This window comes from Acidimicrobiales bacterium, from assembly GCA_036491125.1.
GTDB lineage: Bacteria > Actinomycetota > Acidimicrobiia > Acidimicrobiales > AC-9 > AC-9.
Genome location: DASXCO010000064.1, coordinates 78,687 through 94,141, shown reverse-complemented (window position 1 = coordinate 94,141; position 15,455 = coordinate 78,687). Strand labels below are relative to the sequence as shown.

Annotated in this window: 12 protein-coding genes; 8 read left to right on the top strand and 4 right to left on the bottom strand. The window is 69.9% G+C overall.

Annotated elements, in window-relative coordinates; genetic code table 11:
• Positions 1-983 (top strand): response regulator (locus VGF64_05375; GenBank protein HEY1634168.1); only part of this gene is annotated, 983 nt, incomplete at its 5' end.
• Between the two features lie 20 nt (positions 984-1,003).
• Here VGF64_05375 and VGF64_05370 read toward each other — a convergent pair.
• The gene (locus VGF64_05370; protein ID HEY1634167.1) at positions 1,004-2,257 is read right to left on the bottom strand and encodes an ATP-binding protein; all 1,254 of its coding nucleotides are present in this window, start codon (positions 2,255-2,257) and stop codon (positions 1,004-1,006) included.
• Positions 2,258-2,440: 183 nt separating this feature from the next.
• Between VGF64_05370 and ppk1 the strand changes: the two genes are divergently transcribed.
• From ppk1 to VGF64_05340, 6 genes are all read left to right on the top strand, one after another.
• Positions 2,441-4,603 carry a polyphosphate kinase 1 gene (gene ppk1 / locus VGF64_05365; protein HEY1634166.1) on the top strand — a complete coding sequence of 721 codons (2,163 nt, stop codon included), beginning with the start codon at positions 2,441-2,443 and terminating at the stop codon, positions 4,601-4,603.
• 80 nt (positions 4,604-4,683) lie between these two features.
• On the top strand, positions 4,684-5,556 hold the full coding sequence (locus tag VGF64_05360; GenBank protein HEY1634165.1) for a DUF72 domain-containing protein: 873 nt from the start codon (positions 4,684-4,686) through the stop codon (positions 5,554-5,556).
• Between the two features lie 26 nt (positions 5,557-5,582).
• Positions 5,583-6,467, top strand: coding sequence for an LLM class F420-dependent oxidoreductase (locus tag VGF64_05355; protein HEY1634164.1), 885 nt, complete (start codon positions 5,583-5,585; stop codon positions 6,465-6,467).
• Positions 6,464-7,918: a thioredoxin gene (locus VGF64_05350; GenBank protein ID HEY1634163.1), complete on the top strand. Its 1,455-nt coding sequence runs from the start codon at positions 6,464-6,466 to the stop codon at positions 7,916-7,918. Before VGF64_05355 ends, VGF64_05350 begins: the two co-directional genes overlap by 4 nt.
• Positions 7,915-8,457: a UGSC family (seleno)protein gene (locus VGF64_05345; protein ID HEY1634162.1), complete on the top strand. Its 543-nt coding sequence runs from the start codon at positions 7,915-7,917 to the stop codon at positions 8,455-8,457. Before VGF64_05350 ends, VGF64_05345 begins: the two co-directional genes overlap by 4 nt.
• 5 nt (positions 8,458-8,462) lie before the next feature.
• A complete protein-coding gene (locus VGF64_05340) occupies positions 8,463-10,628 on the top strand; it encodes a glycoside hydrolase family 3 N-terminal domain-containing protein (protein HEY1634161.1) in 2,166 nt (721 codons plus the stop codon).
• Here the strand turns inward: VGF64_05340 and VGF64_05335 are convergent.
• Both VGF64_05335 and VGF64_05330 read right to left on the bottom strand, forming a co-directional pair.
• Complete coding sequence (locus VGF64_05335; GenBank protein HEY1634160.1) at positions 10,621-10,932, bottom strand: hypothetical protein; 312 nt, start codon at positions 10,930-10,932, stop codon at positions 10,621-10,623. The genes VGF64_05340 and VGF64_05335 overlap by 8 nt on opposite strands.
• A gap of 59 nt (positions 10,933-10,991) precedes the next feature.
• The gene (locus tag VGF64_05330; GenBank protein HEY1634159.1) at positions 10,992-13,103 is read right to left on the bottom strand and encodes a prolyl oligopeptidase family serine peptidase; all 2,112 of its coding nucleotides are present in this window, start codon (positions 13,101-13,103) and stop codon (positions 10,992-10,994) included.
• 165 nt (positions 13,104-13,268) lie between these two features.
• Here VGF64_05330 and VGF64_05325 point away from each other — a divergent pair, with 165 nt between their 5' ends.
• Positions 13,269-14,618, top strand: coding sequence for an acyl-CoA dehydrogenase family protein (locus VGF64_05325; GenBank protein HEY1634158.1), 1,350 nt, complete (start codon positions 13,269-13,271; stop codon positions 14,616-14,618).
• Here VGF64_05325 and VGF64_05320 read toward each other — a convergent pair.
• Positions 14,602-15,399 carry a phytanoyl-CoA dioxygenase family protein gene (locus tag VGF64_05320; GenBank protein HEY1634157.1) on the bottom strand — a complete coding sequence of 266 codons (798 nt, stop codon included), beginning with the start codon at positions 15,397-15,399 and terminating at the stop codon, positions 14,602-14,604. The two genes, VGF64_05325 and VGF64_05320, sit on opposite strands and share 17 nt — an antisense overlap.
• Positions 15,400-15,455 lie beyond the last annotated feature (56 nt).

The following is a 15,455-nucleotide window of genomic DNA, read 5'->3' as shown; positions in this document are numbered from 1 at the left end:
CGGCGACGGACCTCTACTCGCTCGGGTGCGTCCTCTACGAGTGTCTGGCGGGTCATCCGCCCTTCGAGGCTGAGGTGCCCGTAGGGGTGATCGCCCAGCACCTCCAAGCAACACCTCGCTCCCTGCGGACAGAGCGGCCCGAAGTGCCGCCGGCGCTGGACACTCTCGTCTTGAGGTCGCTCGAGAAGGATCCTGGGCGCCGCTTCAGCTCCGCGGACGATATGAGCCGGGCTCTTCCTACGCCGAATGCCGCCGCGGCGGCGGACACGTCGCTGTCGACGGTCGTCCTGCCGAGGCGAACCGCCGAGAGCGGCGGCGGGAACGACCAAGCAGCGCAGGCGCCGGGCCAGAGCCTGGTGAGGGCCGTCGTGGTCGACGATCATCCGTTCTTCCGAGATGGTGTCACCCGCGGCCTGAGCGAGAGCGGGCGGATCGACGTCGTTGGCGAGGCCGAGAACGGCGCCGACGCCTTGGAGGTGATCAGGCGGGAGCGGCCCACCGTGGCCCTCGTGGACTACCAGATGCCCGAGATGGATGGGCTGGACCTTGTGCACGCTGTCGTCGACGAAGACCTGCCCACCAGGGTGGTGCTGCTGTCGGCCGTCGCCGATAGTGCTGTCGTGTTCCGGGCGCTGGAAGAGGGCGCGGCCGGATACCTCTCGAAAGACGCCCGCCGCAAGGAGATCGTCGACGCAGTGCTGAGGGCTGCGGATGGCCAGACCGTCCTCCCCCCCGAGCTGGCAGCCGAGCTCGCAAGCGAGATCCGGCATCGCGCCCGGAACGAGACGTCCGCACCGAGCGACCAGGAGCTCGAGGTGTTGCAGGGGTTCGCGAGGGGCCGGTCCATCCCGCAGGTCGCCGCCGAGCTGAATCTGGGGGTGAGCACGATCAGGACCCACGCCCAACATCTGTACGAGAAGCTCGGTGTCTCTGACCGGACCGCGGCGGTCGCCGAGGCGATGCGACGCGGATTCCTGAAGTAGGCGCGTCGAGCCGGGAGTCTCTACGCGGGCCCGTTGGCCTCGGTCGGTGAGCACGGCACGTCGACCGTGATGATCGTGCCCGATGGGGTTGCACCGGTCATGCTGAGGCCGCCACCAGCTGCTTCGAGCCGCACCCGGTGCGACGCCAGCCCGATGTGGCCGCGATCGAGGCTCGTTTCCACGGCACCGTCTGAGATCCCGCGCCCATCGTCGGCGATCACCAGATGGGCGAGGTCGCCCGAGAGGGCGAGGTTGATGTGCACGGCGCTCGCCTCGGCGTGCTTGACCACGTTGCTGAGCAGCTCTCGAGCGGTCGCGTAAAGAAGTCCGTCGGCCGGGCTTCGCACGTCTTCCTCCCAGCCGTCCAGCTCGAGTGTGACGGCGAAACCGCCGCGGGCCTCCGTGGTCCTTGCCAGGTCGCGGAGCGCCTGGGCCAGGCCCAACCGATCGAGCACGGCGGGGTGCAGCTCGGCGACGGTCGACCGGAGCAGACGCGCCGACTCGGTGAGGGCCAGGTCGAGACGGTCGATCGCCGCGGGGTCGGTCTGGACGTCTTCGACGTCGTGACGGGCCGCCAAGACGTACTGCAGCGCGCCGTCATGGAGATGCTCGGCCAGCTGTCGACGCTCTCGAACCTCAGTCGTGATCACCTCCGAGAGCAGGCTGGTGCGATCCCCGACCAGCCGGCCGATCGTCGCCACGCGCGACTGTTGGATGCGGGTGAGGGCGATGCAACCGGCTGCGAGGCCCGCCAGGACGGAGGTGCGAAGGAGGATCGACGACCAGGGCTCCCCGTTCGACGATTGGGTGACCACGCTCACGGCAAGGTACACGGCGACGGTCGGCACGACGACGGCTGCGCACACACGCGGCTTCAGCTGGGTGGCCGCCAGCAGCGGGATGATGAAGAAGCCGTTGATGAGAACGTCCGCCGTCCAGCTCTGGCTCGCCGCCACCCCGGCCAGCACGGTGAGGCCACCGAGCGTCAGGACGTCCACGAACAGCGCCAGCCAGACGAATCGCACCGGAGCAGGGCCACCCCGCTCACTCCACACGGTGACGCCGATCGCCCACACGCCGTAGATGGAGACGACGATGTATGACGCCAGGGCGTGGTGCTCCGGCGGGACGATCGCGATCGTCAGCACAACGAAGACCACCAACAGGCCGCGGAGCACCAGCTGCAGACGGACCCCGTTGTACGCGTGCTCGAGCACGATCGCGTCGAGCTCGGGGCTGGTGGGCAGATCCGGCTCGCCTATCTCTTCGGCCACGGTCACCTCCCCCCGGACACTGCCGAGGGTACCTCGCCGCTGGAAAGTTGGCGCCTCGGTCGCCCAGCACCGAGCTCGCTACCACGAGACGAGCCGTCGAGGCATACTGGACCAAGGCCGGGTCGGTCAACCGTCGAGGGCATGGCACGAGTGGCACTGGCCGTCCGAACAGGCGGAGGCGTGATGACGGACGATGTCGCGGTTGAAGAAACTCAGGCCAGCACCGACGAGGCGCCGGAGGGGGATGCTCGCTATCTGAGCCGCCAGATCTCCGAGCTCGATTTCAACAATCGTCTCCTCGACTTGGCTGAGGAGCAGTCGGTCCCGCTCCTCGAACGGGTGAAGTTCCTCGCCCTGTTCAGCGAGCGCATCGACGAGTTCTTCCAGGTCCAGGTGGCGGGGCTCAAGCGCCAGGTGAGCGCCGACCTACCGTCTCGTTCGCTCGACGGTCGCACCCCGACCCAGCAGCTGGGCGCCATTCGCGCCAAGCTCGCTCCCATGGTGGCCCGTCAGGCGGGCATGTTCACCGGCGAGATCGTGCCCGAGCTGGCGAAGTCCGGCATCTCACTGCTCGATTGGACGTCGCTCGACGCCGCGGATCGGCGCCACCTCGCCGAGCTGTTCGACCAGGAGATCCTGCCGATTCTCACGCCTCTGGCGGTCGACCCCCGCCATCCGTTCCCCTACATCTCCGATCGGTCGCTCAACGTGGGCACCGTCGTTCGGGATCCCGACGGAAATGACGCCCGCTTCGCCCGGGTCAAGGTCCCCCCCATCCTTCCTCGCCTGATCCGGCTTCTCGACGGCGAGCGCTTCGTCTTCCTCGAGGACGTGATGGCGGCCAACCTCGATGGGCTGTTCCCCGGGATGGTGGTGGGGGAGCCGTGCTTCTTCCGCGTCACCCGTGACGCCGATCTCACGGTCGACGAAGACGAGGCCGAGAACATCCTCGCCGCGGTTCGCGAGGACCTCCGGCAACGGCGGTTCCTCCCAGTCGTCCGGCTGGAGATCGAGTCGAAAGCCACGCCGGACGTAGTCAATCTGCTGCTCGCCGAGCTCGGCATCGGCGCTGACGACGCCTATCAGATCGACGGTCCCGTCGGCCTCGACGGGATCTGGGCCCTGCACGGCCTCGACCGACCGGAGCTGCTGGACGAACCCTGGGTGCCGGTGACTCGGCCACCGCTGGGCTCGGACGGAGACGAGCCCGTCGATCTGTTCTCCATCCTCAGCCGACGCGACGTCTTCGTCCACCATCCCTACGACTCGTTCGCGACCTCGGTGGAAGCGCTCCTCAACGAGGCGGCCGGCGACCCTGGCGTGCTGGCCATCAAGCAGACCCTGTACCGGACCTCGGGCGACAGCTCCATCATCGCCGCGCTGACCCGGGCCGCTGAGCGAGGCAAGCAGGTCGTGGTGCTCGTCGAGCTCACCGCGCGCTTCGACGAACAGGCGAACATCGAGTGGGCCAGGGTCCTGGAGGAGGCCGGAGCTCACGTGGTCTACGGGCTGGTTGGCCTCAAGACCCATTCGAAGACGACGCTCGTGGTGAGACGCGAGGGTCGTTCGATCCGCCGCTACTGCCACGTCGGGACCGGCAACTACAACCCCAAGACGGCCAAGATGTACGAGGACCTCGGCATCCTGTCGGCCCGACCCGAGCTCGGCAACGACCTGACGGACTTCTTCAACTCGCTCACCGGGCTGAGCCATCCTCCCGCGTACCACGACCTGATCCTCTCGCCTCGTGGGATCAAAGAACGGGTGATCGAGGAGATCCGCGCCGAGACGCTGACTGGGCCCGACGGCAGGATCGTCATCAAGTGCAACGGTCTGGACGATCCGGAGGTGATCGATGCGCTGTACGAAGCCGCTGCCGAGCAGGTCCAGGTCGATCTCATCGTGCGGGGTATCTGCTGTCTACGACCGGGAGTTCCCGGCCTCTCCGAGACCGTGCGGGTGCGCTCGATCGTGGGGAGGTTCCTCGAGCACTCACGGATCTTCCGGTTTGGCAGCGCTGGCCGGCCTGTCCGTTACTTCATCGGGTCTGCCGACTTGAGGCGCCGCAACCTCGACCGCCGGGTCGAGGCCATGATCCCGGTGCTCGACGAGGAGGCTCGCCGCCAGCTCGACGAGGTGCTGGAGATCAACCTGGCCGACGACGTCCAGTCCTGGGCCCTGGGTGCGGATGGTGAGTGGAGCAGGGTCCCGACCATCGAGGGGGTCGCGACCCAAGAGCGGCTGCAGGACCTCGTCAAGGACCGGCAGGCGATCCACGAAGCTCCCCCTTCGGCCCGGCCGACCACCTGGGGCTGGTTCTCCTCCAGGCGCAGCAGATCCCGATAGTAACGGCCGATCCCGACAGCCGAGGAGCCGGTCCTGGCCGGCCTTGATGCCTGCGGGGCTGCCCCTGCGAAGATGGCACCGTGAGCGGACGCATCGTCGTCGGGACGGCCTCGTGGACAGACCGCTCGCTGGTCGCTTCGGGGTGGTACCCGGAGGGCGCCACCTCGGCTGAGGACCGCCTGCGCCACTACGCCTCCCGCTTTCGACTGGTAGAGGTGGACAGCACGTACTACGCCCTTCCTCGCCAGGTGATGGCGCGGGACTGGGCCAGCCGGACGCCGTCGGATTTCGTCTTCGACGTGAAGGCGTTCGCGCTCCTTACCCAGCATCCGTCGCGACGGCAGGCCATCCCGAGGGACATCGAGGTGGACACGGACAAGGAGTCCGTCTACTTGCGGCACCTGGACGAGCGGGGAGTCAGCCAGCTCTGGGACCGGTTCCTCGACGGTGTCGACCCGCTGCGGCGGACGAACAAGCTGGGCTGTCTCCTGTTTCAGTTTCCGCCCTGGTTCTCGTCGAGGAGCGCCAACCGCGAGTACGTGGTCGACTGCGCCGATCGGGCGGCGGCAGACCGCATCGCCGTCGAGTTCCGCCACCCGAGCTGGTTCCGGCCCGAGGAGCGTGACCGGACGCTCGCCCTTCTGGCCGACCACTCGATTGCGCTCGTGTGCGCGGACATGCCCCAACGCGTCGACAAGGCGATCCCCCGTCTCGCCGTCGCCACCTCGAGCGAGCTCGCCGTGGTCAAGTTCCACGGGCGAAACCGAGAGGGGTGGGAACGGTCCTCGTTTGCCGGGCTCACCGACTACCGCTACCGCCCCCGCGAGCTGGAGGCCTGGATCCCCGACCTCCGACGCCTCGCCAAGGACGCCCGCGAGGTGCACGTCGTCTTTCGGAACATGCACGGCGACAACGCCGTCACCAACGCCGCGCAGCTCCTGGAGCGGCTGTAAGAGGCGGCCACGCCTAGAGTCGCGACGTGGAGCTGGGACGCATCGGTATCTGGACCTCGGCGCTCGACCGGCAGCCGGCTGCCGTCGTTCGGCGGGCGGTCGCCGAGATCGAGCACCTCGGTTACGGAACGCTGTGGGTCGGTGAGGCCGCCCGGCGTGAAGCGTTTGCCAACAGCGCCCTTCTGTTATCTGCAAGCACCCGGTTGGTCGTGGCGACCGGCATCGCCAACATCTGGGTACGCGACCCGATGGCCATGGCGGCCGGGCAGCGGACGCTCAGCGAGGCTTGGGGCGGGAGGTTCCTCCTCGGCGTGGGAGTCAGCCACGACCCGCTGGTCTCGCCGAGAGGGCATCGCTACGAGCGGCCGATCGACGCCATGCGCGCCTATCTCGACGCCATGGACCGGGCGCACTACGACGCCCCGGCGCTCGAGGCAGCGGACACGGTGCGGGTGCTGGCGGCCCTCGGTCCGCGGATGCTCGACCTCGCAGCCGAGCGTGCAGACGGCGCCCACCCCTACCTGGTGCCTGCGGAGCACACCAGTCGGGCGCGCCAGATCCTCGGGCCCGCGGCGCTGCTGTGTCCCGAGGTCGCGGTCGTGCTCGAATCGGAGCCCGAGCGGGCCCGCCGCATCGCTCGAGCCCATCTGGGCACGTATCTGCGGCTGGCGAACTACCGCCGCAACCTCGCCCGTCTCGGCTACGGCGAGGACGATCTCGCCGACGCGGGCAGCGACCGGCTGGTCGACGCTCTGGTCGCCTGGGGCCCGCTCGAGCAGGTGTCGGCTCGGGTAGGCCAGCATCTGGAGGCGGGCGCCGATCACGTGGCGGTGCAGGTCCTGACCGAGGATCCCGCCCGGCTCCCGCTCGAGGAGTGGCGCGCCCTCGCCAGCTCTAACCTGTTGGAGTGACGCGTACTCGGATACCGCCGGGCGTCCCTGACGGCATCGTGGCCGTGGTCAAGCACGAATGCGAGACGTGCGTGTCCATCGCGCCGGTCCTGGTGCAGCTGCAAGGCGCCGGCGTGCCCCTGACGGTGTACACCCAGGACGATCCCGCGTTCCCAAAGGAGCTTCCCGACGTCGTGGACGACACCGAGCTGCGGGTGTCGTGGGACCTCGACCTCGTGACCGTACCTACCGTCCTGCGCGTCGAAGGGGGCGTCGAGACGGCAAGGACGGAGGGCTGGCACAGGCCGCGCTGGGAGGAGCTCACTGGCGTCGCCGGGCTCGGCCCTGATCTCCCCGAGCTCCGACCCGGTTGTGGGTCGCGCACCGCCGACCCCGACACGGCCGACGACCTCGCCCTCCGATTCGCGACGGGTCGGCTACGGTCCCGCCGGGTGGCGCTGGGCTCGTCGGAGGACGAGGCCGAGGCGGCGTTCGAACGGGGATGGACCGATGGGCTTCCCGTCGTCGCGGCCACCGAGGCCAGGGTGCTGCGCATGCTCGAAGGGACCCGACGGGCCGCCGACGAGGTCGTGGCGATCGTTCCTCCGGATCTGGTCGAGTGCACGGTGGAGAAGGCGGCGATCAATGCAGTCATGGCCGGCTGCCGACCCGAGTACCTGCCGCTCGTGCTGGGGGCGATCGAGGCCACGTGCACCGATGAGTTCAACGGGCACGGGCTCCTGGCCACGACGCACTTCTCGGGACCGGTCGTCATCGTGAACGGTCCGGTCCGTCAGGCGATCGGCATGAACTCGGGCGCCAACGTCCTGGGGCAGGGCAACAGAGCCAACGCCACTATCGGTCGGGCCCTCCAGCTGATCGTGCGCAACGTCGGTGGTGGGGTGCCCGGCGGCGTCGACCGGGCGACGCTCGGAAACCCGGGGAAGTACACCTTCTGCTTCGCCGAGGACGAGGAGGGATCTCCCTGGGAGCCGTTGTCGGTCGAGCGTGGGATCGCTCCGGGTGTATCGGCGGTGACGCTGTACGCCGGCGAGGGCCCTCGCGGGGTCATCGATCAGCTCTCGCGGACGCCTGAGTCTCTCGCCCGGTCGTTCGCTGGGAGCCTGCGGACCGTCGGCCACCACAAGCTGGCGATCGGCCTCGACGCCATGCTGGTGGTGAGCCCCGAGCACGCTCGGGTCTTTCGCGAGGCGGCGTGGACCAAGGCCAGGCTCCGCGAGGAGCTGCTCGAGCTCCTCACCGTCCCGGGGGCCGAGCTCGTCCGCGGCGCGGGTGGGTGTGACGAGGGACTGCCGGAGGGTCTGGAGGAGGCCGCCATCCCGAAGTTCCGCCCCGACGGGCTGTGGTTCGTTCACGCCGGTGGGCGGGCCGGTCTGTTCTCGTCCATCATTGGGAGCTGGATCAACGGGCCCGGCGGCAGCCAGGCCGTGACCCGGGAGGTAGGGGTATGACAACCGACGCCGGCACCGTGCTGCTGGACCCGACCGGCGAGCGTCGCCCCACGACCCGGCCCCGGGTGGCTCGGCCGTCGTCGTTGGAGGGCCTGACGGTCGGGCTGCTGGACATCTCGAAGCCGCGGGGCGATGTCTTCCTGAACGCCCTGGAGTTGGCGCTGAAGTCACGGGTCCCCGGTCTCCGTGTCGCGCGCTATCGAAAGCCGACCTTCGCCAAGGTCGCGCCGGTCGACCTGCGGCACGAGATCACCACCAAGTGCGATCTCGTGATCGAGGCGCTCGCCGACTGAGGCAGCTGCACGTCGTGCAGTGTGCACGACATCGCCGACCTGGAGGCTCGGGGCCTACCGGGGGTGTTCGTCGCCTCGACCGAGTTCGTCACGGCCGCCGCGACCCAGGCCAGCGCCCTCGGCTTCGATCCCGCCCGGGTGTTCGTCCCTCATCCGATCCAGGACCGGACCGATGACGAGATGACGGCGCTGGCCGAGGCGGCGGTCGACCAGGTCCTCGCCGCGATCGTGCGGCTCCCCGAGTAGCACGGGTGACAGCCTTCGACGACGCTGCAGCCCGGGTTGCCGCTGGCGCCGACCACCACGACGAAGCTGCCGGTCTCGTGCGCGCTATGACGCAGCTCGAGAAGCTCGGCTGCCTCGACGGGGAGACGCCCTTCTGGCCGGGCATAACCGACATGGTGTCCGGGGGGTACTACCGCCACGCCTGGCCCGCCGCTGCCGTCGAGCGGCTGGGCGTGCCCGGCCTTCGGTTCAGCGACGGCCCCCGCGGTGTCGTCGTGGGCTCGAGCAGCTGCTTCCCGGTGAGCATGGCGCGCGGCGCGACATTCGACCCGGATCTCGAGGAGCGCATCGGGAACGCTATCGGGCTCGAGCTCAGGGCGGCCGGAGCCACGTTCTACGGCGGCGTGTGCGTGAACCTTCTGCGCCACCCGGCTTGGGGCCGGGCCCAGGAGACCTACGGCGAGGATCCCCACCACGTCGGCGAGCTGGGCGCGGCCCTCGTGCGAGGCGTGCAACGTCACGCCATCGCCTGCGTGAAGCACTTCGCCCTCAACTCCATGGAGAACGCCCGGTTCACCGTGGACGTGGCCGCCGACGATCGGGCCCTCCACGAGGTCTACCTCCAGCAGTTCCGCCGCATCGTGGCCGAAGGCGTGGGCAGTGTCATGAGCGCCTACAACTCGGTGAACGGCACCTGGTGTGGCCAGAACCCGGAGCTGCTGACCGACGTCCTTCGGCGGGAGTGGGGTTTCGACGGCTTCGTCGTGTCCGACTTCATCTTCGGCCTGCGCGACGCGGCGGCCTCCGTCCGGGCCGGACTGGACGTCGAGCTGCCGTTCGCGCAGCAGCGGGCCCAGCATCTGCCGGAGGCGCTCAGCAGCGGGAACCTGGACGAGGTCGACGTGGACGCCGCCGCCTCGAGGGTCATCGCCACCCTGCTGCGATTCTGGCCCGTACTGGACCAGCCGGCGCCCGAGCAGTCGGTCGTTGCATCGACTGAGCACCGGGCCCTGGCCCGGGAGGCGGCCCGCCGGTCGATCGTCCTGCTCCGGAACGAGGGCGGCCTGCTTCCGTTCGATCCATCGGCGCTCCGACGGGTGGCCGTGATCGGGCGTCTGGCCGCGGTGTCCAACCTGGGAGACGGGGGCTCGAGCGACGTGCACCCACCCGAGGTGGTCACGCCGCTCGCCGGGCTGCGGGCGGCGCTTCCGGGTGCGGTCGTGGTCCATCACGACACCGACGCCTCGTTGGCCGAGGGCTCGGAGGTGGCCATCGCTGTGGTGGGCTTCACCAAGGACGACGAGGGCGAGTTCATCGATCCCTCAGGGGCGGCCGATCTTTCCTCGCTGTTTCCCCCGTCGGACCACCCGACGCTCGGCGTCGGGGCGTCATCCCCGACGCCGGCCCCCGGTCCCGCTGATGACGTCTCCGCCGCTCCGGCCGGCGAGACCGCGGCGATGGCCCCGGGTGGCGACCGATCCAATCTGCGCCTGCGGCCCGAGGACGAGGCGCTGCTTCGATCCGTGGCCTCGCACAACCCCCGGACGGTCGCCGTCGTGATGGGCGGCAGCGCGGTCGTGATGCCGTGGTGCAGCGACGTGCCGGTCGTTCTCCTGACGTGGTATCCGGGTATGGAGGGTGGCCACGCCCTGGCCGACATCCTCCTCGGCGCGGCGGCCCCGAGCGGCAGGCTGCCCTTCGCCATCCCCCTCGACGAGCACGACCTGGTGGCCTTCGACAAAGACGCCCGCTCGGTGACCTACGACCTGTTCCATGGGCAGTGGAAGCTCGACCGAGATGGCAAGGCTGCGCACTTTCCCTTTGGCTTTGGCTTGTCGACGACCTCCTTCGACTTCCGGGACGCCCGCCTGCACAGGGGAGCGCGGGAGGTCTCCCTCACCGTGGCCAACGTCGGGGTCCGCGGCGGCACCGAGGTCGTCCAGGTCTACGGCGGCTATCCGGTGTCGTCGGTGCCACGACCCCGCCGTCGGCTCGTCGGCTTCCGCCGGATCGAGCTCGAGGCCGGCCGGTCCTGCCGGGCGACGGTGCCCCTGCATCTCAACGCCTTGGCCGTGCGGCGCAAGGGTCGGATGGAGATGGAGGACGGCGAGGTCGTGCTTACCGTCGCCCGCCACGCCGCCGAGACCGGCATCGAGCTCAGCGCCCGCGTGAACGCGGGCGTCGTCACATGAGCTTGGCCACGTCGGCCAGAAGGCCGTCGATCATGTCGGCGACCTGTCCCGAGGAATACCGGTGCAGCGTGGTCAGACTCTGATGGGTCCCCGCCAGGCCCTGTCGTAGCCGGGTGACCTCGCGGACCAGGGTCTCGACGTCGGTCCTCGCCGAGGCGATGAACTCGCCGTCATCCCCCTTCTTCACCGTCACCGCGTAGGACCCCAGGCCCTGCCCGATCATCACCTGCTGGCCCGAGTACCGCCACGGGCCCCGGCTGGCCCGCCTGAGCCGCTCTTGAATGTCCCCGAGACGAAGCGCCATGAGCGAAGCCTACGTCTCTGACCTGCGGCGCTCATCGCCGACCTGGCCTGACGTCGCGGTCAGTGACTCGACTCGATGAGGTGCTGACGCCCGGCGCCGAGCTGCACCTGGGTGGCGCTGCCGTCGGGGCCCAGCAGCGTGAGCGTCGTCGCCCCGTCGGTCGTCACGTCGACGGTGTACGTCGTGCGCGGACCGATGCCGGCGTCCGCCAGCCGGATCGACAGCGCGCCGACATTGCCCAGGTTGAGCGCGATGGCGGGCTCGGGCGGAGGATGGGGCCCGAGCCGCCAGTCCAGCTGCGTGACGATCGCCGGGCTCGGGTCCCCGGGCACCAGCACGTCGTGGGTCCGGACGTCGGTGACGCTCGGGTCGGGGTCGGCAGCCGAGGTGGCGTCGATCAGCGCGTCGGGGCCCGCCGAGCGAGCCTGAAGGTCCCGTAACCAGTAGGCGCCCGTGGTGCCATACCCGAACGCAGGGCTGTTACCGGAATCGTTCCAGCGGAACGTGACGTGTCCTGGCCGGGTTGCACGGGCGGCGGAGCCCATGAACCGGGCCGCGTCGGAGAACCCGTCCTGCAGCTCGAAGGCCACGTGGTCCTCTGCGGGATAGAGGAGGTAGCGGTAGCGGAAGCCTCGTCGGTCGAGGCCCTGGGCCTCGGCGATCTCGTCGGTGACGGGCACCAGCTCGTCCGCCGCGCCACCGGCGAGGTACACGGGCACCCAGCGCACGTTGTCCAGGCTGGGCGTGTTCCCCGCCGCCCCGGCCAGCAGGATCGCCCTGGCGAAGAGGTCGGGGTGGCCCTCGGCGAGGAGCCCCGCCCCGAAACCGCCCATCGAGTACCCCGCGACGACGGTTCGATCGGGGTCGAGGCGGTAGGCGGACGCCGCCTCGCGCCAGACCTCCCAGAAGTCCAGCTGGGCCTCGTTCACGAACCCGCCGGCGGGCCCGCGGCCCAAGGTGCCCACGCAGATGGACTGCCGGGCCTCGCAAGCTTCCTGGGAGAGCTTCGGAGTGGTCGCTGCGTACTGGTTGTGGTTCTGGGTGAGGGAGTGGAGTAGGAAGGTGAGCGGCGCCGGGCGGGCGGGGTCGTACCGACTGGGGACGTAGACGGCGTAGGGCTGGATCCGGCCCAGATACACCGGTTTGCCGTCGGCGATACCGCCGACGTCTGTTCGCTCTCCCTGTCCCGGCTCGATCGACGACACGTACCATCGGTCGCTCCAGCCCGTCGGGGCGGGCTCGGGCGTCGTGTGCCGGGCGGCCAGGTCCGCCCACCGGATCGTCGCCGAGAAGGCGCTCACGTCCCCGCCTGCCAGGGCGGCGGCCTGGCCGTCGTCGTTCCAGAAGTTGTCACCCGGTGGTTCCTGGGCGACGCCGCGAAAGGCCACGTTGTAGACGGCCGGCTCAGTCGGCAGCGCCCCGCGGGCGGGGGCGAAGCCGTCGCCGGATGCATTGGCCAGGCCCGAGGCCAGGCGCACGATCCAGCTACCGCTCGGGGCGAGGACGCGACGGGGGACCCGGACGACGAAGGACCTGGCCCCGAGATCCACGTCGACCGGCAGACGGGCGAGCACGGCGCCGCTGCGCACGTCCAGGAGACTGGCGCCCCTGCTCGAGACAACCATCGCCCGGTCGATCCCGGGCGAGCGAACTCCGGCGCCGGCCGGCCACAGGCTGCCGGTCGACGTGGATCCACCGGTGGCGAACGCCCACTCGGCGATGGGCACGCTCGGATCGGCGAGCGTGTTCCAGTCCACCCGCCACACCGTGGCGGCCGGCTCGAGGAAGATGCCCGCCCGGAAGATGTCGGCGCCGTTGTTGTCCGCCGGGCCGGGCGGATAGCTGTAGTCGCCGAAGGAGGGGACGCCCTGCTCGGCCGGATCGGCGCCGGGAGCGCCCGGCACCCCCGGCAGGCCTCGGGCCCCGTGGTCGTCGTAGATCCAGTCGGTCCAGTAGTAGCCGCCCCCGGCCAGGCGACCCGTGCCGGCCGTTCGGGGGAAGCGCTCTGGTCCCGGCCATGCAGCGGGGACGGGCAGCGTCGGCGCCGGCCGGAGGGCGGCGGCGGGTACGTCATCGGGCATCCCGCTCGATGCGCGCGAGGCTCCTGGCTGCCCGGCCTGGGCGGGCGCGGCGCCCAGCAGCCCGACGACGAGGGCGCACGCGGTGAGCATGGCCACCCGTCGCCTCATCGTCCATGGTTTCGAGGGGGAGCCACCGCGATCCTCCCGGACGCGGGTCGCGGCCCCTTCATGTCTCGAAGCGAACCGTGCGGGCCGATCCATCTGGTTGCACAGGCGGGTCGCCTTCCGGCCGGCCGCCGTCCTACGGTGTCAGCCGTGGACTTCGAGATCCCGCAGGAGATTCAAGCGACGCTGGGCGCCCTCGACGACTTCATCGAGCGGGAGATCGTGCCGCTCGAGCGCCAGGACGACAACGTTCGCTTCTTCGATCATCGACGTGAGTACGCCCGCACCGATTTCGAAGCTGGCGGCGTCCCTCGCCAGGAATGGGAGGAGCTGCTGGCCGAGATGCGACGCCGGGCCGACGCCGCCGGTTGGCTGCGGTGGGCACTGCCAAAGGAGTACGGCGGGCATGAGGCCACCAATCTGGAGATGGCGATCATCCGGGAGCACCTCGCCTCGCGGGGCCTCGGATTGCACAACGACCTCCAGAACGAGAGCTCGATCGTCGGCAACTTCCCGACCGTGCTCATGATGCGCGACTTCGGCACGGAGGCCCAGCGCGCCGAGTGGATGCCCGGGTTCTTCGGCGGGACGCGCCGCCTCGCTTTCGGGCTCACCGAGCCCGACCATGGGTCCGACGCGACCTATCTCGACACGACGGCGGTGCTCGACGGTGACGAGTGGGTCATCAACGGGCGCAAGCGCTTCAACTCGGGGCTGCATCACGCCACCCACGACATCATCTTCGCCCGGACGTCGGGAGAGTCGGCGTCACCGTTCGGGATCAGCGCCTTCCTCGTGCCCACTGACTCGCCGGGTTTCTCGGTCGACTTCTTCTGGTGGACCTTCAACATGCCCACCGATCATGCCGAGGTGACCCTCGCCGACGTGCGGGTGCCGAGGTCAGCCGTGTTCGGTGCCGTCGACCACGGTCTCGAGCTGGCCCAGCATTTCGTCCACGAGAACCGCATCCGCCAGGCGGCCTCCTCGCTGGGCGCTGCGCAGTTCTGCATCAACGAGGCGGTGGCCTATGCCAACGGGCGCGAGACGTGGGGCCGGCCGTTGTCGCGGAACCAGGCCATCCAGTTCCCGCTGGTGGAGCTGCACACCGAAGCGGCGATGCTGCGCCAGCTGGTGCGGTCCACCGCCTGGGCGCTCGACCGACACCACCACATGGAGGTCACCCACGAGGTCGCCATGTGCAACTACCGCGCCAATCGCCTGGCGTGCGACGCCGCCGACCGGGCGATGCAGACCTGTGGTGGCGTGGGCTACAGCCGGCACATGCCCTTCGAGCACATCTACCGCCACCACCGGCGCTACCGCATCACCGAGGGCTCCGAGGAGATCCAGATGCGCAAGGTGGGCCAGCACCTGTTCGGCCTCGGCTCCTCTTCTGGGCCGGCCTCCCCGGCCGGCTCCTCTCCTCGGCCGGCCTCCCGGGCCGGCTCCTCTCCTCGGCCGGCCTCCCGGGCCGGCCGAGGCCTCAGGAGCTCGCCGTAGCCGACGCCGTGCGGTCGTGCTCGTTCGGCTCGCGTTCCTCGAGCAGCTTGCGAGGATGGCGGCCGTCGACGTAGCCGATGAACGGCGGGTGGATGTTGTAGCCGAGAAGCTCCTGGAGGCGCTCGGGGAGGGTCGACGCCAGGCTCGGGGGGACGGCGAGGACATGGTTCTCGACCGGCCGCAGCCAAGACGCCGCGTAGTGCAGCACCACACCCAGGCGGTCGTGCTCGGTCCGGTTGGCACCCCCGCCGTGCCACACGCTCCCGCTGTAGAGCAGCGCCGCGCCTGGCGGCATCTCGACGGTGACCGTCGGGGTGTCCGGGTCGGGTCGCTCGGTCGTCCAGCGGTTGCTCCCGGGCACGATACGGGTGGCCCCGTTCGCCTCGGTGAACTCCTGCAACGGCCACATCACGTTCATGACAACCTCGTCGTGCGGTCGGGGCAGCGGGTAGATGGCGTCATCGGGATGGAGGGGCTGGGCCTGCTCGCCGGGGCCGATCGAGATGCCGGCCGGGGCGCTCAGCTGACAGGCCCCGAGCACCCGGTCGAGGGTGGCCAGCACCTCGGGATGCAGGGCCAGGGCGTCGAGCGAGCGGGTCTTGGCGAACAGCGCGTACACGCGCCGCGTGCGCCGGCCCTCGAAGTCGTCCCGACCCGATGGCGTGCTGGCCAGGATCGTCTCGAGGTCGGCCCGGGCCCACCTGACCTGCTCGGCGCTAATTGCGTCAGGGATCATCGCGTACCCGCGCTCGGCCAGCAGCGCCGCAGCGTCCTCGGTCATGTGTCCCTCCTCCGTGCGCCGGTGCGATCATTCCCCAAGGGAATGTCTGAACACTC

Bases quoted from the DNA above. Each gene is read 5' to 3' on its own strand.
- ppk1 (HEY1634166.1), top strand. From the start codon at position 2,441: ATGACGGACGATGTCGCGGTTGAAGAAACTCAGGCCAGCACCGACGAG.
- VGF64_05335 (HEY1634160.1), bottom strand. From the start codon at position 10,932: ATGGCGCTTCGTCTCGGGGACATTCAAGAGCGGCTCAGGCGGGCCAGC.
- VGF64_05330 (HEY1634159.1), bottom strand. From the start codon at position 13,103: ATGCTCACCGCGTGCGCCCTCGTCGTCGGGCTGCTGGGCGCCGCGCCC.
- VGF64_05320 (HEY1634157.1), bottom strand. From the start codon at position 15,399: ATGACCGAGGACGCTGCGGCGCTGCTGGCCGAGCGCGGGTACGCGATG.